General features: G+C 44.6%; 17 protein-coding genes. 13 read left to right on the top strand and 4 right to left on the bottom strand.

The features are described 5' to 3' along the window. Positions 1-20 precede the first annotated feature (20 nt). The 3 genes from QOZ98_RS12555 to QOZ98_RS12545 all read left to right on the top strand — a co-directional run bounded on the left by QOZ98_RS12555 (position 21) and on the right by QOZ98_RS12545 (position 2,139). Positions 21-428: an NUDIX hydrolase gene (locus QOZ98_RS12555; RefSeq protein ID WP_308787930.1), complete on the top strand. Its 408-nt coding sequence runs from the start codon at positions 21-23 to the stop codon at positions 426-428. Positions 429-504: 76 nt separating this feature from the next. Beyond that, a complete protein-coding gene (locus tag QOZ98_RS12550; RefSeq protein ID WP_308787768.1) occupies positions 505-672 on the top strand; it encodes a hypothetical protein in 168 nt (55 codons plus the stop codon). A gap of 525 nt (positions 673-1,197) precedes the next feature. Continuing rightward, a complete protein-coding gene (locus QOZ98_RS12545) occupies positions 1,198-2,139 on the top strand; it encodes a magnesium transporter CorA family protein (RefSeq protein ID WP_308787767.1) in 942 nt (313 codons plus the stop codon). A 224-nt stretch (positions 2,140-2,363) separates the two neighbouring features. Here the strand turns inward: QOZ98_RS12545 and QOZ98_RS12540 are convergent, their stop codons facing one another. Further along, a complete protein-coding gene (locus QOZ98_RS12540; protein WP_308787766.1) occupies positions 2,364-2,675 on the bottom strand; it encodes a hypothetical protein in 312 nt (103 codons plus the stop codon). Positions 2,676-2,848: 173 nt separating this feature from the next. Between QOZ98_RS12540 and QOZ98_RS12535 the strand changes: the two genes are divergently transcribed. The 3 genes from QOZ98_RS12535 (at position 2,849) to QOZ98_RS12525 (ending at position 5,564) form a co-directional block, all read left to right on the top strand. Then, positions 2,849-2,986, top strand: coding sequence for a hypothetical protein (locus tag QOZ98_RS12535; RefSeq protein ID WP_185960016.1), 138 nt, complete (start codon positions 2,849-2,851; stop codon positions 2,984-2,986). 95 nt (positions 2,987-3,081) lie between these two features. Then, positions 3,082-4,713 carry a ribosomal protection-like ABC-F family protein gene (abc-f, locus tag QOZ98_RS12530; RefSeq protein ID WP_308787765.1) on the top strand — a complete coding sequence of 544 codons (1,632 nt, stop codon included), beginning with the start codon at positions 3,082-3,084 and terminating at the stop codon, positions 4,711-4,713. Between the two features lie 89 nt (positions 4,714-4,802). Further along, positions 4,803-5,564, top strand: coding sequence for an STAS domain-containing protein (locus QOZ98_RS12525; protein WP_142827384.1), 762 nt, complete (start codon positions 4,803-4,805; stop codon positions 5,562-5,564). Between the two features lie 86 nt (positions 5,565-5,650). Here QOZ98_RS12525 and QOZ98_RS12520 read toward each other — a convergent pair whose 3' ends face one another. Then, entirely contained in the window at positions 5,651-5,980 is a 330-nt protein-coding gene (locus tag QOZ98_RS12520; RefSeq protein ID WP_308787764.1) for a winged helix-turn-helix transcriptional regulator, read from the bottom strand. A gap of 130 nt (positions 5,981-6,110) precedes the next feature. On the opposite strand from QOZ98_RS12520, the gene QOZ98_RS12515 reads away from it, so the two are divergent. Then, positions 6,111-6,959: a VOC family protein gene (locus QOZ98_RS12515; RefSeq protein WP_308787763.1), complete on the top strand. Its 849-nt coding sequence runs from the start codon at positions 6,111-6,113 to the stop codon at positions 6,957-6,959. Positions 6,960-6,980: 21 nt separating this feature from the next. Here QOZ98_RS12515 and QOZ98_RS12510 read toward each other — a convergent pair whose 3' ends face one another. Next, positions 6,981-7,259, bottom strand: a complete 279-nt coding sequence (locus QOZ98_RS12510) for a hypothetical protein (RefSeq protein WP_308787762.1) — start codon at positions 7,257-7,259, stop codon at positions 6,981-6,983. A 140-nt stretch (positions 7,260-7,399) separates the two neighbouring features. Between QOZ98_RS12510 and QOZ98_RS12505 the strand changes: the two genes are divergently transcribed. From QOZ98_RS12505 to QOZ98_RS12495, 3 genes are all read left to right on the top strand, one after another. Next, positions 7,400-8,470 (top strand): NAD(P)H-dependent flavin oxidoreductase, encoded by a 1,071-nt coding sequence (locus QOZ98_RS12505; protein ID WP_308787761.1) that lies wholly within the window; start codon positions 7,400-7,402, stop codon positions 8,468-8,470. 102 nt (positions 8,471-8,572) lie between these two features. Continuing rightward, positions 8,573-9,406, top strand: a complete 834-nt coding sequence (locus QOZ98_RS12500) for a DUF368 domain-containing protein (RefSeq protein ID WP_308787760.1) — start codon at positions 8,573-8,575, stop codon at positions 9,404-9,406. Between the two features lie 382 nt (positions 9,407-9,788). Beyond that, positions 9,789-10,916 carry a CAP domain-containing protein gene (locus QOZ98_RS12495; RefSeq protein WP_308787759.1) on the top strand — a complete coding sequence of 376 codons (1,128 nt, stop codon included), beginning with the start codon at positions 9,789-9,791 and terminating at the stop codon, positions 10,914-10,916. A 46-nt stretch (positions 10,917-10,962) separates the two neighbouring features. On the opposite strand, the gene QOZ98_RS12490 is transcribed toward QOZ98_RS12495, so the two are convergent. Beyond that, positions 10,963-11,793 carry an undecaprenyl-diphosphate phosphatase gene (locus QOZ98_RS12490; protein ID WP_308787758.1) on the bottom strand — a complete coding sequence of 277 codons (831 nt, stop codon included), beginning with the start codon at positions 11,791-11,793 and terminating at the stop codon, positions 10,963-10,965. A 146-nt stretch (positions 11,794-11,939) separates the two neighbouring features. Between QOZ98_RS12490 and QOZ98_RS12485 the strand changes: the two genes are divergently transcribed. The 3 genes from QOZ98_RS12485 (at position 11,940) to QOZ98_RS12475 (ending at position 16,201) form a co-directional block, all read left to right on the top strand. Then, entirely contained in the window at positions 11,940-13,022 is a 1,083-nt protein-coding gene (locus QOZ98_RS12485; protein ID WP_308787757.1) for an AI-2E family transporter, read from the top strand. 113 nt (positions 13,023-13,135) lie between these two features. Continuing rightward, positions 13,136-13,579 (top strand): MarR family winged helix-turn-helix transcriptional regulator, encoded by a 444-nt coding sequence (locus QOZ98_RS12480; protein WP_308787756.1) that lies wholly within the window; start codon positions 13,136-13,138, stop codon positions 13,577-13,579. Positions 13,580-13,582: 3 nt separating this feature from the next. Next, on the top strand, positions 13,583-16,201 hold the full coding sequence (locus tag QOZ98_RS12475; protein ID WP_308787755.1) for an MMPL family transporter: 2,619 nt from the start codon (positions 13,583-13,585) through the stop codon (positions 16,199-16,201). Positions 16,202-16,320 lie beyond the last annotated feature (119 nt).

Here is a 16,320-nt window from a genome sequence, read left to right as displayed (position 1 = left end):
ATAGGAGAGATCTCATGGAAATGTCTAATTGGCAAGGCGCTGCAGGCGTGTGCGTCAACGAAAAAAACGAAGTGTTATTGGTATTGCAAGGTGTTCCCGGTGAGGAAAAAAAGTGGACAGTGCCAGCGGGTGGTCTTGAAGGCAGCGAAACAGTGGAACAATGCTGTACGAGGGAGTTCTTTGAAGAGACTGGCTTGACAGTTCGGGTCGTAGAGAAGTTGAACATCAGAGCTGGTCAGTACGAAGACTCGGCAGTTTCCTTTGAAGTTACTTATTTCAAAGTGGAAGTGACAGGCGGGAAGATTACTTTGCAAGACGGCGATGAATGGATAGAGGCAGTTGCCTGGAAGCCGATTTCTGAACTCGGGGAATTGGAGATGGCGTATCCGGATGATGCAGCGCTCATTGAATCACTGGCCGTTCAATAAGCAAAATCGTTTCCTTGGATTATAAAAAAATAAAACGGGTAATTACGGTATAACAGCAGTCCAGGAGGTGTTTTGGATGAAGAAAGACCGTGAAAGCAAAGAAGGCGAAGAGCTGATTCCAGAAGTTGAGCCGCGCCGGAATATGCCGCCTGAAAAGGATATGGATCCGATGCCGAACAGGGATTTGGAATACAAGGAAAACTCGAATGAAAAATACAGAGACAACACACAGCAAAAAGAGTAGGCAAGCCAAGTACTGGCTTGCTGAGCTTGTAGACAAAAGAGTATTTATAAAATTCAAAGAATGAATATTCATTTTAGCTTGTTTATACGGGATCCTGCGCTCCAGGCGGACGCTTTCTGCGGGCTTGCGCCGAACTAACTCGGACTTGGGTCCGAGTGGATTTCGGCACTTCGCTATCCCGCAGGAGTCGCCGCCTTGCGCTCCGGATCCTTGAGTGAGGTGATTTATCAGGCTTGTCGAAATCAGCGTCATGGAGAAACTGGCGAACAGGCTTCTCTATTTGATTAAAGCCGCATGCTCCCAACCGGGCTGGCCACGAGACTCCTGTGGCACAGCGAGAGCTGAAGACCCCGCAGGAACGCAGTGACGAGGAGGCTGAAGCTGAGCCCACGGAAAGCGAAGTGGCCGGACCGGTTGGGATGATACACTACTATTCATTTTGGTTAGATTTTGTCTACAGTCTGGGCAAGCCAAGTACTGGCTTGCTTTTTGCATCGCACCGAACGGTCGAAAGGGGACAAAATAATGCCGCAATATACGTTTGAAAATGCAGTTTGGCATGAGGAGGACGGTGTCGAAGACTATAGTTTCCGCAAATTCCTTCCCAAAAATGAAAAAATGCTCAGATGGATTGACAAATCAAAAAATCCTGCAGTGAATATCCTTCATACACATACAATTGAGAATGGAAAAGAATCGCTTTGGGGCTCCTTGATTTACCGGCAAAGTGCCACATCTGAAGGTTCACGTGAGGTTTTTCATTTCTATTTGTCCCATGAAGTCTTTGTTACGAATAAGATTGATTTCGAAAAAGATGCAGATTTGGAGAAAGAAGAAATTTTGCACCAAATGGAAAGCGCAGCCTCTTCTGTAGAAGTGATGATGATCATCCTAGGCGAGATGGTAGCTTCTATATTACATAAAATTGATAGTTTTGAAGAGCGCCTGCATGATTTGCTGTGGGCAATCAAAGAGAAAAATAATAAGAAAACTTTAGAGAAAATTGAAAATGTACGCCATGAGATTCTCTTATGGAAGCACCTGATTATGGGGTTCCAGGAAATCAAAATGGCGATTGAAGAAACGTTTGGAAAAAGTGTGACGGAAGAAGCTGAATACCAGCGGACAGCTGTCCGCATTGGACGCTGTGTTATGCTTGTCAATTCTTACGAGGACGAAGTCAATAACATGGTTGATATCGAAAACGTAGTGGCCAATTATCGAGGCAACGAAATCATGAAAACTTTAACGGTTCTCACCACTTTGTTCACACCGATTATGGCATGGGGGGCCCTTTGGGGAATGAATTTTGAAAAAATGCCAGAATTGAAATGGCAGTTCGGTTACCTTGGGGCGCTGCTTGTAATTATTGGTTCGACCTTCGTCCTGTATCTTTATTTGAAACGAAAGGGATGGATGGGGGATATCCTTCAGTCGATTGGCAAAAATTCATCTGAAAAAGAATAGATAAATTCTAAACAAAATGAATAGCGGTGCATAACATCAGCCAGTCCGGCCACTTCGATTTCCGTTGGCTCAGCTTCAGCGCTTCGTCCGTAGAGGCGTCCGCCTGGAGCGCAGGATCCCGCGTAATTACGATAAATTGCATGTTTATTCTTTAAAAAACATAAGTATTCTTTTGTCTACAAGCTAAAACAAAAACAGGAATCCATTAGGATCCCTGTTTTTGTTTATTTTGCCTTGTCATTTTCAAGTTCCATCAGCAGTTCCGTATAGCGATGCAGGTCCTGATCTCCGTGCTTTTCTACGTAGTTTGTAATGGTTTCTTTTAATCCTCTTCGCTGGCGTTCTACTGCCACTAATTTTTCCTTCATTGATTGCCGTCTCCACAACTCTGCGTCCTGGACATCTTCCATTTTTTCAAGCATGTCAATTTCCGCTAGCAACACCAAGGCTTCAGTCTTTTTGTCTTCATACTTTTTCAATGCCTTTTCTACTTTTCGGGTATCGTTGTCAAAAGCCAACTTGGAATACATGGACATTTCCTGATCCCCCCTCTCTGCTGAAATGCTGTTACTTTAATGTTTCCCGATTTTAAGGAATTTATACCTACTTTTAAGCAGAGAAGAAGATAAAAAAGATTATTCCGTCAAATTATTGACGGAAAACAACAGGAAATGTATGATATAAGAAATAAACGAAGGAGGTGGGTAAGATGAATCAAACTGGTAAGCGCATGACAGAATGTCAGGAATATCTATACATTCTTCATGGCGTCACTTTCACTGCAGCAGCTGTACGGGACAAGTCTGTCCTTTTTCAGCCAACTGCATCGAGTGAAAATTACCAGTAAGAGACATCTGCCTGCAAACGGATTTAGCAAAGGCATGCCTCCTGGCGTGCCTTTTTTGCTGTGCATGCGTCTCTTCAATGGAAAGGAAGAGGAACATGATTATTAGCCAATTTCAACAAATACTGTGCCATTTTGCGACGCAAAAACTATTCAACCAAATAAAAGGGGAAGTAATGTACGGTCAGCGCATCGGTCTTGTCGGAAGAAACGGAGAAGGGAAAACGACTCTTTTGAATGTTTTGGCTGGAACCTTACAGCCCACTGAGGGAGTTGTGACATGGAAAAAAGACTGCAGCATCGGCTTGCTGGAACAGTCGCCTGTGGAACAGGAAGAGCAGACTGTAGAGCAGCTGATGATCACTGTGTTTTCAGAACTGACGCTTATCCAGCAGCAGCTGACAGAGATGGAATACAAAATGGAAAAGGCATCTTCAGAAGAGATGGAACGTCTGCTTCTGCGCTATGGGACGTTGCAGGATAATTTTATTCAGCGCGGCGGCTACGACATAGAAGTGAAAATTGACCAGGTGCTGAATGGATTGAAAATCAAACAACTGAAATTTGAGCAATGGGGACATCTGAGCGGAGGGGAAAAAACAAAAGTGGGCTTGGCAAAGCTGCTTTTGCAGAAACCTGATTTGTTGCTGCTGGATGAACCGACAAACCACTTGGATCTGGAAGCTATTGAATGGTTAGGTGCATTCATCAGCCATTACAAAGGAACGATCGTCCTTGTTTCCCACGACCGCTATTTTCTGGATGAAACCGTTACTCATATTTGGGAGCTGGACCAAGGGGGCTTGATTCAATATGCCGGCAATTATTCAAACTATGTCAAAGAGCGGGAAGCTCGCTTGCTGATTGAATTCCAGCAATACCAAGATCAGCAAAAGAAAATTCAAAAGATGAAAGAAACCATTAAACGGCTGAAGGAGTGGGCCAACCGGGCCAATCCGCCGAACGCAGGAATGCATCGACAAGCGAAAAGTATAGAAAAAGCCCTAAATCGCATCGAACTTCTCGACCGTCCGGTATTATCAAAAAAACAGATGGCACTGGATTTCAAAATAGATGGACGCAGCGGTAAAGACGTCGTTTTTCTTGACGGGATTTGGAAAGAGTTTGGAGACCGAATTTTATTCCATGATGTTTCGATGCATATACGCTATGGAGAACGCGCGGCAATTGTAGGCTCCAATGGATCAGGAAAAACAACCCTGCTCAACATGCTGGTGGGCCAAGGGCATGCTGACGCAGGCGAAGTGAAAATGGGCAGCGGTTTGTCGATCGGTTATTTGTCACAGCACACGTTGGAGATGGACAATGATCGAACCATTATTGAAGAATTCCGTGACGCGGTTGCCGTTTCAGAATATGATGCACGGCCCATGTTGGCTAAATTCCTATTCTTCGGAAATATGGTTTTCGAGCCGGTTCGGCAGCTGAGCGGAGGCGAGCGAATGAGGCTTCGACTCGCTCAGTTGATGCATCAAAACCACAATTTGCTGATTTTGGATGAGCCCACGAATCATCTCGATCTGGAAGCAAAAGAAGTGATGGAAGATGCCTTAAGTGAATTTCCAGGAACCATTATCGCAGTTTCCCACGATCGTTATTTTCTGGATAAGCTGTTTCCAGTGACGTATTGGCTAAGAAACGAAACGGTCGAACGATTTGACGGCAACTATTCAGCTGCAAGAGAAAAAGTCGCAGCTGCTGTAAAATAAAGTTTTTGAAAGAATGGTTAATTTTTGTGCTGTTATGGCATAATAGATGAACACAAGCAAGTGGAAATCAGTAGATAAGGTGGTAACACATGCCAGCTATAGGAAAGATCCCGGAAAATATACTTTTACTGAACGCCCTGGATGTTATCGGGGAAACCATCATTATTGCAGATAGTTCCTATACCATCAGATGGATGAATACCGAAGCATGCCGATTAATGGGTGAAGTCGCTCCTTTATATGGCATGCCGGATTGCGAAGCAATGATTGGGATGAACATGGATGATTTCCACGAGCGTCCGGAGCATCAGAACAAGATTATGCAGAAACTAACCGGAGTTCATCGAACGCGCATTACAATCCGAAATCAAGTGATGACCGATATTGTGATCACTCCCATCATGGGAAGCAGCGATGAACCTGAGGGCTATATCGTTATGCTGATGGATGTTACGATGCAAGCAGAAGAGCAGAAGCGAAGTGCGCAATTGATCAAGGAGCTGTCGATTCCCATTCTGAACATCTGGGACAAGACGATTGCCTTGCCTTTAATCGGAGACTTTGACAAAAATCGTACAGATCAATTGATCGCGACAGTTTTAATGGAATGTTCTGAGAAGCAAATCGAGTACGTCTTAATCGATTTGAGCGGTATCAAGGAGTTCGAAAACCAGGTCCGCTATCAGATTCAAATGATGACTGATACGCTGAACTTGATAGGAGCCACCTGCATACTTGTCGGAATCAGCCCAAAGCTGGCCATGTCAATTGTCCAATTGGACAGCAAGACTCCGATATTCAGTACAGCTCATGAAGGATTAAAACACATCATACAACTGCAGGCGAAATAAAATAAGAGCTTATCCGGTTTACCGGATGAGCTCTTATTTGTTTTAGAGGGAGTATGATGCGATTAACTGGTTAGCCAGACGGCTGTTTACACATTTCTTGTTTCAGTTGGTTCCACCCATATTTGCGACCAGTTTTGGATTTCATCCATAACCGGTTTTAGGGAAAATCCTTTTTCGGTCAATGCGTATTCGATCCGTACGGGCGTTTCCGGGTAGACGGTTCGTGTAACGAGTCCTTCGGCTTCCAGATTTTTCAGGCGTTCCGATAAAAGGCGGCCGCTGATGCCGATAATTTCGGTTAAATGGCTGAAGCGCTGGGGACCGGATAATAATTGATAAATAATTAAACCTGTCCAGCGTTGGCTGAGCAGAGAAATAGCTGTCTCAAAACGGGGGCAAATGACGGAAGTATCCATACTCCTCACTCCTTTTCTCCAATGATAGCATAAATGATAGATTCTTTAAAGGAATTAAGTTACTTGACAGAGTTTAGTTTAATAAATATAATTTGTTACATAAAGTAACTAAAGGGAGAGAGAAATATTTATGAACTTTCATCAGAAGCCAGTGACTTATGTAGGTGAAGTAGGATTAAAAGTAATGGATATTAATAAAATGAAAAAATTTTACGAAGAAATTATTGGATTTGAAGTGATTTCAGAAGAGCCGACGATTGTAGAGTTGGGTGCAGCCGGCAATGTCTTGTTGAAGCTTGAAGCCATAGAAGGAATCTCACCAAAACAGGATCGTTATGCAGGACTTTACCATTTTGCGATTTTAGTGCCAACTAGAGAAGATTTAGGGAAAATTCTTATTCATCTTCATCAGAATGGAATCCAGCTGGGTTCTTCGGATCACCTTGTCAGTGAAGCCTTGTATCTATCGGATCCGGAAGGCAACGGCATCGAAATATACCGTGACCGGGAACCTGAACAATGGAACTGGAGAAACGATGAAGTTTCGATGGCAGTAGACCCGCTTGATGCCCAAGGGTTAGTGGAAGCAGCGCAAAAATCATCAGAGCCATGGAAAGGGATGCCTGCTGCTACAGTAATGGGGCATATCCATTTGCATGTTTCAAACTTGGAAGATGCTAAAAATTTCTATGTAAATGGACTTGGTTTTGAAGTAGTTGCAAGCATGGGGGGTCAGGCCTTGTTCTTGGCTGACCAGAAATATCATCACCATATTGGCATGAATGTTTGGAATGGCACGGGCATCCCGGCATTGCCTGAAAAAACAGCAGGCCTGCATTACTATACGTTGATAATTGAAAGTGAAAAGCGAAATAAACTGGCAGATACTCTGCATTCGATGGGAACTGAAATTGCACAATATGATGATTACTGGGAAGTGAAAGATCCTTCTGGCAACCGGATTCGTTTAGTTGTTTGATGAAAAGAAAAAGCCGACTCGTTATTCGAGTCGGCTTTTGTCGTTCAGGGAGGCTCTGTTACAGCTGTTGTCAATTGCCGTAAAAGCTGTAGTGGTGAAAGCTGCCTGTTCCGGAATCTCAGTAGTCATCTGATTTTGCGGTGGTATTTCCGGTAGGTCGTTCTGGCGTGTTTCAATATATGCGTACATTCTTTCCTGGCTGATCACCTTTTCTAGAGGGTTGCCGTAAAAAGATAAGAGAATTAATCCACATGCTCCAACAATTAAAGTGACGCCTAGAAGTGAAAGGAATCCCTTCATAAATAAATCCCGCCTTCTCATGTTTGCTTACTATAGAGAACGTTGTCTCATGCAAGAAAGTTCCCTATTGCTGTACATTGCCGTTTGCGGGATACTTGGAACAACAGCAAATGCATTCAAATCAAAGAGGAGGACCATTCATGATTTCATTGGAAACGGAAATCTGCCAATTGTTCAAAATCGATTATCCGATTATTCAAGCCGGTATGGCCGGAGGACCGACGACCGTAGAACTGGTTGTTGAAGTCAGTAATGCAGGAGGACTCGGAACTCTGGGGGCTGCCTATATGTCGCCCAGTGCATTGCGACAAGCAATCAAAGAAATTCAGTCCGCAACAGCAAAACCGTTTAGCGTCAATATTTTTGCAGCACCGGTGAAGGATGATTTCAGCCGTTTAGAAGAAGTCCAGAAGGCATTAAGCCCTTTTCGTTCAAAATTTGAGATTCAGGAAATTGGGTCTTCCTATCAATCACCGGATTGGAGCGAAGAGCAGTTCAATGTTTGTGTCGAAGAAGGTGTGCCTATTATTAGTACAGCTTTTGGCTGCCTTTCAGCTGAGCAAATGAAAACTGCTAAAGAGCAGCAAATTCAAATTGTAGTGATGGTGACCACAGTGATAGAGGCCAAACAGGCGGAAGCTTCTGGAGCAGCTGCCATAGTGGCTCAGGGAAGCGAAGCAGGAGGACATCGCAGCACCTTTTCGCTTGATCGTCATCCGGCAGGTGCGCAGATTGGGACCTTGTCATTAGTGCCGCAGGTAGTGGATGCTGTCAGCGTTCCAGTGATAGCAGCAGGAGGAATCATAGATGGCCGCGGATTGGTGGCTTCGCTTGCTCTCGGGGCACAGGGTGTGCAAATCGGGACCCGTTTTGTCAGTTCTAAAGAATCCGGTGCACATAGCGCGTATAAGCAGGCGCTATTCAAAAGCAATGAGGAAAGTACAGTTGTGACAACCAGCTTTTCGGGACGTCCGGCACGCGGCATCAAAAATCATTTTATTGAGAAGTTTGAACAAACCGGCGTTGCTCCTTTGCCGTTTCCCTCTCAAAATACGATCACCAAAGACATCCGGGCTGCTGCTGCAAAGGCTGATGATCCTGAATTCATGTCGTTATGGGCCGGGCAATCGACTCGGAGCCTGACGGAAGAAGTGGCTGCGGCAGAAATTGTTAGGAGCGCTGTGGAAGAAGCAAAAAGAATAATAGATTAATTTATTGATGGATGGTTTGATCTGAATTAAGTGATGCTCGAGTTTCCATTTCGCACATGCTATACTGGTTAAAGTGATTTTTAAGACAAGGAGACTAGACGAATGGAATGGAAGAACATATACCGCGGCATCTTAATGGGCATCAGTGATTTGATACCAGGTGTCAGCGGAGGCACAATTGCCTTTATTTTAGGAATTTACGATCGTTTATTGGAAGCAATCAGCGGTTTTTTCAGCCGGGATTGGAAAAAACATCTCGGATTTTTAGTACCACTTGGTCTGGGAGTTGTCATTACACTACTGCTGTTCAGCCGGGTTATTGAATATTTATTGGAGCAGCATTATGAAGCGACGCAGTTTTTCTTCATGGGGCTGATCATCGGCGTTATTCCGTACATTATGAAACAGGCAGAAGTTAAAAAGAATTTTACTCCACGCCATTTGATTATCCTTGTGGTTATTGGAGCTGCTTTAGCGGCTACTGCATTTATCCCGACAGAGGATAATTTGGCGCCGATTACTTCACTTACTATACCTGTATTCTTCACGCTGTTCTTTTCCGGCTGGCTGGCCAGCATGGCGATGTTGCTGCCAGGAATCAGCGGTTCGTTTATCCTGTTGTTGCTGGGTGTCTATTCGACAGCTATCAATGCTTTAACTACCTTAAACATTCCAGTTGCGCTGGCTATCGGTGCTGGAGTTATCGTTGGATTTATCGTCAGCAGCAAGGCAATCCAATATTTGTTGGAACACTTTACCTACGTTACGTATGCGGCGATTATCGGTCTGATTATCGGGTCTTTGTTTGTGGTCTTTCCTGGATTCTCGACTGATTCGGCCACGCTCATCGCCAGCTTGGTGACATTTGCGCTTGGTTTAGTATTTACGTTGTTGTTCAGTTCACCTAAAAAGACTGCCATTACTGAAGAATTTTAATTGGGTAAAAGAGGAGCCATCAATTGGGATGGTTCCTCTTTTTAATTTAAGACGCCTCCGCTTTTCGATGTCCAGACTCCGGCAGCCAGCCCCTCGAGTCGCTTCAGCCTTACCAGCAATGGCAAAGACCGCCATTACCGATAAGGCTTCCAGCGCTTGTCGGGGCTAAACGGCAGCCTGCGCTTTTCTTTATTGTCCAGACTCCGACAGCCAGCCCCTCGAGTCGCTTCAGCCTTATCACCAATGGCAAAAACCGCCATTACCGATAAGGCTTCCAGCGCTTGTCGGGGCTTAACGGCAGCCTCCGCTTTTCTTGCACAAAGGCGTTTTGCTTTGTGGATGATGCGTTTGCGATTAAACTGTAGGGTAAGAGGTGATGTGTGTGCGGAAACTTTTTTGGTTGATGGTTTTGTTGCTGGCGGTTTTTTTTGCGCGCCCGATTTGGGAAGAACCAGTGGGTGAATATGTCGATTTAAGTTTCTTGGATTCAGTCGATCGCACAATTGATAACATCACCGAAGATCCGGAAGTTTCACAAGCAGTTGATGAAGCCTGGAATTTCACTTCGCGTGTGGGCACTGAACTGCGGTCTATGATTGCTTCCAGCTCTCTTGAAATGCCGGAGGCTGTGGCAAAACCGGAATTGGCCGAACCTGATGCCTTGTTTGCGGTCCATAATGTTACGCTTGGTATGGACAAGGACGAAGCGCAGGAAAAAGTGGGAATGCCACTTCGTTTAATGCGGAATGAGTATGGCACTGACTGGCATAGCTACCATCAGGATTATCAAAATTACGTGCTCTTGTCTTACGATGAGGATGGAAAAGTGAATGGAATGTTCACGAACCAGGATTTGATTTCTTCTACGGAAGGAATAACGATGGATTCTACTAAATCGGAAGTCCGTTCGTTGCTCGGGGTTCCGCTGAAAAGCCTCCAAAAAGGAAACGTTCAATATATACTTGATACCGGGGAAGAATACGATGTATTTAAAACCGAGAATACTTATACAACCGTTTTTTATGATATCCATGAAGAAGATACAGTGACTGCTGTGCAAGTTATCCATGAAGAGCTGGAGAAAGCGCGTCCTGGAATATACGCAGAAGCGAACGAAGAGTTGAAAGAAGGATACGAATACCTGCTTTTTGAATTAACCAATTCAGCGCGTATTCAACGTAACCTGCCGCTATTGAAGTGGGATGAACAGACAAAACTGACAGCCCGTAAGCATAGTGACGATATGGCGGAAAATAAGTATTTCAGCCACACCAACCTGGTGGGCCAGTCACCGTTTGATCGAATGAATGAAGACGATATCGCGTTTTATGTGGCCGGTGAGAACTTGGCTTATGGGCAATACAGCAGTATTTTTGCCCATGAAGGATTAATGAATTCCATGGGACATCGTGAAAATATCGTCAAACCCGATTTTGGGTTTCTTGGTATAGGCACAGCGTTCAACGCAGAGAATCAACCCTATTACACGGCTAATTTCTTTAACCGATAAAAAAGAGACGAACTTTCAATCAAAATTGAAAGTTCGTCTCTTTTAATTAATTTAATACTACCCATGCCAGAACGACAAGAGGACCAACGATAAAGCAATAAATTGCAAAATACTTTAATTGGCCTTTCGCCATGATGTTCATGAACCATTTGAGTGAGAAGTAAGAAGCTACAAGAGATCCCAGGAACGCCATGATGTAAGGGACCGCCATGGAAGCCAGGTTATCATCATTGACGATGTCGGTAATGCTGAGGACAGCGCCACCCAGGCTGATCGGAATAAATAACAGGAAAGAGAAGCGGAGAGCGGTTTCCTGATTAATGCCACGTGCCATAGCCGCAACAATGGTAGCGCCGCTTCGGCTGATTCCTGGAATCAACGCCACTGCCTGGGCACCGCCAATGATCACAGCATCTTTCATTGTCATGTTGCCGTCGTTTCGCTGTCCGCGCATATTGCGGATCCACCAAAGCCCGAAACCTGTCACGATTAAGGTCAAACCGACTGTGACAATGGTCGAAAGATTCTCATCAATTGCATCCTGGAACAGCAGGCCGATAACCCCAGCAGGAATTGTTGCGACTACCAGGTAGACAACGAACAGGAAGTCCCGTTTTGTTTCCGCGTTTTTAACTGTAAAGTACTTTAATCCGTTGATGACGAGGCGCTTGATATCGTCACGGTAAATAATCAGTACTGCAATCAGCGAAGCACTGTTGACGAGCAACGCGAAAGTTGAAACACTTCCTTCGATCTGTACGTCCAAAAAGTATTGCGCGATCAATAAATGTCCGCTTGAAGAAATAGGAATTGGTTCAGTAAGTCCTTGAAATAGGCCGAGAAGCAGAAATTTAATTGTAAGCCATAATTGGTCCATTGGAATAAATCCTCCATTGCTTGATCATATATTTTGTTTGTTAGTATTTCCTTTTTACGCGATAATTTCAAAATAACATAAAAAAATATAATACCATACTTTCATGATAAACTGGGTATACTATTGAAAGAAAGGAAGTGTGGCGCTTGACGAACAAGCTTTGGTTTCAAGTTGGAGTAGGAATTATCCTGGCTTTAGTCATCATTCGATTATTTATTGAAGTACAAGGAATTTTTGATCCCTTATTCATTATTGCAGGAACAATTTTTGTTCCATTGTTGTTGGGAGGCGTCTTGTTCTACCTGACAAGGCCGATCTTGAATTTTCTGATGAAGAAAAAGTTTCCGAAATGGGCTGCAGTTCTAACAGTTCTGCTATCCATTATCTTGGTGTTCTATTTGTTCTATGTCATGATCGGACCGATTGTTACAGATCAGATCAATACACTGGTAGAGAATGGGCCTGAAATAGTAGAAAGTGTGGAAGAATACGGTCAATATATATTCGACCAGCGTGACCGGCTTCCGGATTCAATTGAAGAACAGTTGGATGGCATGACCGGGCAAATTGGTGACAGCCTTGGCGATGTCGGAGGATGGATTCTGGCCTTCATTACGAGTTTTGTCTCGGGTGTTATCACTTTAGTGTTAGTGCCGTTTTTCCTTGTTTACCTGTTGGTCGACCATAAGAAATTTGTTCCATTCGTTTCCGGATTCTTTTCCGGAGAGCGCAAAAGATGGATTCGCAAAACTTTGCATGACATCGATGAAACCTTGCAGGCTTATATCCAGGGGCAGCTGTTTGTCAGCTTCCTTGTAGGACTCATGTTGCTGATCGGGTATCTGATTATCGATTTAGACTATGCATTGTTGTTGGCATTGATCGGTATGGCTACCAATGTCATTCCATTTTTGGGGCCTTACATTGCAGTTATTCCAGCTATTATCATCGCGCTTGTGCAAGATCCGATCATGGCTGTGTATGTAGCCATTATCATGCTCGTTGCACAGCAGATCGAAAGCAATTTCATCACTCCGAACGTCATGGGGAAATCGCTCGACGTCCATCCGCTGACGGTCATTACCTTGATCTTGGCGGCAGGAAATATCGCCGGTCTTTGGGGAATCATTTTAGCAATTCCGGTGTATGCCGTAATTAAGACCATCGCAAAAAATGTATACGCAAGACGAAGTGAAATACGCAATACGGCTACGCGCGATATTGAATAAACGCAACCTGTGAACTTTATGTTCACAGGTTTTTTTGTGGAATTGCGGTTCTTTCTTGACCATAGAAGGTTTACCCCCTAGACTATTAATATTGGTTGAGGGGGTAAACTATCGTGGACAATCGCATTCAAGAAGCGGTGGATCTTTTTCAAGAAGTCATGATATACGGAACTGAGCGTGTCATCAAATCCGTTGACCATCCTTTATGGAAAGAGTATTCGCCGGAACAAATCCAATTGTTGAAACTGATCAGCAAGGAAAAACAGGTTACTTCGGCAAGATTGGCTGTCATGCAAGCCGTACATAAAAGTGCAATTTCCAGCCGCATAAAAAAACTGCTTCAAAAAGAAGTAATTCAGATCGTCGAAACAACAGACAGGCGGGAAAAATTGCTGGAACTGACGGATAAAGGCCAAACGATTTTGGCAGAGCTGGACAAGGTGTTGACGGATTATCTCGAGAAGCTGATGTCCGAAAATATTGCGGATGAAGAAATAGATCAATTCCTCACGATTTTCCGGAAGCTGAAAACGATCATAAAAATGGATGGAGTGTAATACATGCGTAGCGTATTAAAATTCAAATGGCCGATTGCCATAGGATTGATAGTATTAACAGTCGCCTTATTCTTATTAGCACCTAATTTAACAGAGCAGGCAGAACAGGCAGGATCGTTTCAGCTGTCTGATGAAGCTTCTTCGCAAATCGCTTCAAGCATTCTGACAGATGCAGACGCCTCGGAACAAACGATTTCTCTCGTCATGCCGCTGGAAAGTGAACTGACGGATTCGGTTCGGGAAACGCTTGAACAGATGGTGACGGATATCGAAGCGCTGGGAGATCCGGTGACAAGTGTCTTAAATCCAGTTGAAAGCGAAGAACTGGAAGGCCAGCTCATTTCGGAAGACCGCCAAACGGTGTTGATGCCGATTACAGTGGATGGGACAGACGAAGAAGTGAACGCCGTTGCCGATACCATCAGGGAGTCTATTATTCCTGAAGACTTGACGGCCTATGTTACTGGAGAAGCCATCATAAATAATGATGTCAACATCAGTGCACAGGAAGGCTTGAAGCGCACCGAGATTATTACGGTTGTCTTGATTTTCGGATTGCTGCTGGCCGTTTTCCGGTCAATTGTAACGCCTTTCATACCGCTTGTGGCAGTCGGAATTACTTATTTATTGAGCCAGTCACTGGTCGCTTTTTTCATCGATTGGTTTGGTTTCCCAGTATCCAACTATACGCAAATATTCCTGGTCGCGATTCTTTTCGGAATTGGAACAGATTATTGTATCTTGCTCCTGAGCCGCTATAAAGAAGAACTTTCGGCAGGACATGATGTAGAGCAATCAATCATCAACACGTATAAAACGGCAGGGCGAACGTTGCTGATCAGCGGAATCGCTGTATTTATCGGGTTCTTCGCCATCGGCTTTGCAGAATTTCCGATTTTTAAATCTGCCGTAGCGGTAGCAGTTGGGATATTCGTATTGTTGCTGGTTCTATACACGATCGTGCCATTCTTCATGTCATTATTGAAGGAAAAGTTATTCTGGCCAGCAAAAAAATCAGCTTCTCACAATGACAGCAAATTATGGGTCACCATGAGCAAGCTGTCGATCAACCGGCCCTTGTTGTCGATGCTGGTGGTAGCTGTGATTACAGTGCCTTTGCTCTTTACATACGATAATTCTTTGTCGTTTAATACAGTAGATGAAATTGGTTCGGAATATGAATCGGTGAAAGGCTTGCGTGCTATCGAAGAAGGCTTTGGGCAAGGTGATTCACTGCCTGTTCAAGTGATTGTGAAGTCAGAAGACTCATTGATGGATCGATCAACTGTCCCTTATTTCGAATCGTTAAGTGCAGAAATTGATAAAATTGATGGGGTTGAAACGGTTCGCTCCATTACACGTCCAACGGGGGAAGTAATCGATGAGCTCTACGTCGACGAGCAGCTCGGCTTGCTGGCGGATGGGCTTGGCGAAGCACGCGATGGAATAGGTGAAGTGCAGGCAGGGTTAGCAGAAGTCCAGGCGAACTTAACTGCCATCAGTGAACAAGCGGGTGATGCTGGAGGGTTGGATGAGGCGGCGGCAGGTCTCGGCCAGATCAATCAACAATTGGATCAGGTTTCTCAAGGATTGCAGCAAACAGGCAACATTCCTCAAACTGTTGGTGCTTTGACACAAATCAACGGTGGGTTGTCAGAAATTCAGCAAGGTTTGGCTGGCGCGGCTGGCCAAACAGCAGAACTTAGTGCCGGATTAACGCAATTGGCAGATGGAGTCGGAGCTTCAAACGATGGCTTGGCAGAAATTGAAACCGGTTTGACGGAAGCTGTCTATATGATGGAAGAGATGAGCGGCAGCGAAGCGGTTCGCGATACGGGCCTGTTCATTCCGGAAGGCACACTTGAAAGCGCTGATTTTGAGCAGGTATTGGACCGTTATTCTTTTGCCGACGGCACAGGAATGATGATGGAAGTAATCTTGTCAGAGGATCCTTACTCTCATGAAGCCATTGTCATTACTTCTGAGATTAAGGAAACGGTGGAACGCTCTGTAGCCGGAACGCCGCTTGAAAGCGCGGAAATTGCATTCAGCGGGATTTCGAGCATCAACAGTGATTTGGAAGAAGTATCTTCCAATGACTTTACGAATACCGTGATCATCATGCTGATCAGCTTGTTCGTTGTGCTGGCAATTCTTTTCCGGTCATTGATCATGCCGCTGTATATGATTGGATCGCTGTTATTGACGTACTATACAGCAATTTCCATTGCGGAATTAATCTTTGTCAACGGTCTCGGATATGACGGCATCAGCTGGGCAGTGCCATTCTTTGGCTTTGTCATGCTGGTGGCGCTCGGAGTCGACTACTCGATTTTCCTGCTCGACCGGTTCCGAGAAGAATCATTTAATGGCATCACCGTTCGCGATGCGATGCGTACTTCGATGGCGAAGATGGGAACTGTCATCATCACGGCAGCCATCATTCTGGCGGGTACATTCGGTGCCATGATGCCATCCGGCGTCTTAAGCCTAGTACAGATTGCAACCATCGTCATTACTGGATTGCTGCTGTACGGATTGATCGTCCTGCCATTATTGATACCGGCAATTTCAGTATCCTTTGACCGGGGTGTCTGGTGGCCGTTTGGCAAGAAAAAGTAAGTCGGTGGAGTAAAATCGTTATTCGATTTTATAGTAAAGCCAAAAAGCTGCGTTCGCGCAGCTTTTTTCTATGGATGTGGGATTGTGGCTGGCATGTTATACTGAATGGTAATTAAAAA

This window comes from Planomicrobium stackebrandtii (genome assembly GCF_030814955.1).
GTDB lineage: Bacteria > Bacillota > Bacilli > Bacillales_A > Planococcaceae > Planococcus > Planococcus stackebrandtii.
The sequence above is the reverse complement of the archived record's forward strand: the minus strand, read 5'-3'. Positions and strand labels throughout refer to the sequence as shown.

Bases quoted from the DNA above. Each gene is read 5' to 3' on its own strand.
- QOZ98_RS12555 (WP_308787930.1), top strand. From the start codon at position 21: ATGTCTAATTGGCAAGGCGCTGCAGGCGTGTGCGTCAACGAAAAAAAC.
- QOZ98_RS12550 (WP_308787768.1), top strand. From the start codon at position 505: ATGAAGAAAGACCGTGAAAGCAAAGAAGGCGAAGAGCTGATTCCAGAA.
- QOZ98_RS12545 (WP_308787767.1), top strand. From the start codon at position 1,198: ATGCCGCAATATACGTTTGAAAATGCAGTTTGGCATGAGGAGGACGGT.
- QOZ98_RS12540 (WP_308787766.1), bottom strand. From the start codon at position 2,675: ATGTCCATGTATTCCAAGTTGGCTTTTGACAACGATACCCGAAAAGTA.
- QOZ98_RS12535 (WP_185960016.1), top strand. From the start codon at position 2,849: ATGAATCAAACTGGTAAGCGCATGACAGAATGTCAGGAATATCTATAC.
- abc-f (WP_308787765.1), top strand. From the start codon at position 3,082: ATGATTATTAGCCAATTTCAACAAATACTGTGCCATTTTGCGACGCAA.
- QOZ98_RS12525 (WP_142827384.1), top strand. From the start codon at position 4,803: ATGCCAGCTATAGGAAAGATCCCGGAAAATATACTTTTACTGAACGCC.
- QOZ98_RS12520 (WP_308787764.1), bottom strand. From the start codon at position 5,980: ATGGATACTTCCGTCATTTGCCCCCGTTTTGAGACAGCTATTTCTCTG.
- QOZ98_RS12515 (WP_308787763.1), top strand. From the start codon at position 6,111: ATGAACTTTCATCAGAAGCCAGTGACTTATGTAGGTGAAGTAGGATTA.
- QOZ98_RS12510 (WP_308787762.1), bottom strand. From the start codon at position 7,259: ATGAAGGGATTCCTTTCACTTCTAGGCGTCACTTTAATTGTTGGAGCA.
- QOZ98_RS12505 (WP_308787761.1), top strand. From the start codon at position 7,400: ATGATTTCATTGGAAACGGAAATCTGCCAATTGTTCAAAATCGATTAT.
- QOZ98_RS12500 (WP_308787760.1), top strand. From the start codon at position 8,573: ATGGAATGGAAGAACATATACCGCGGCATCTTAATGGGCATCAGTGAT.
- QOZ98_RS12490 (WP_308787758.1), bottom strand. From the start codon at position 11,793: ATGGACCAATTATGGCTTACAATTAAATTTCTGCTTCTCGGCCTATTT.
- QOZ98_RS12475 (WP_308787755.1), top strand. From the start codon at position 13,583: ATGCGTAGCGTATTAAAATTCAAATGGCCGATTGCCATAGGATTGATA.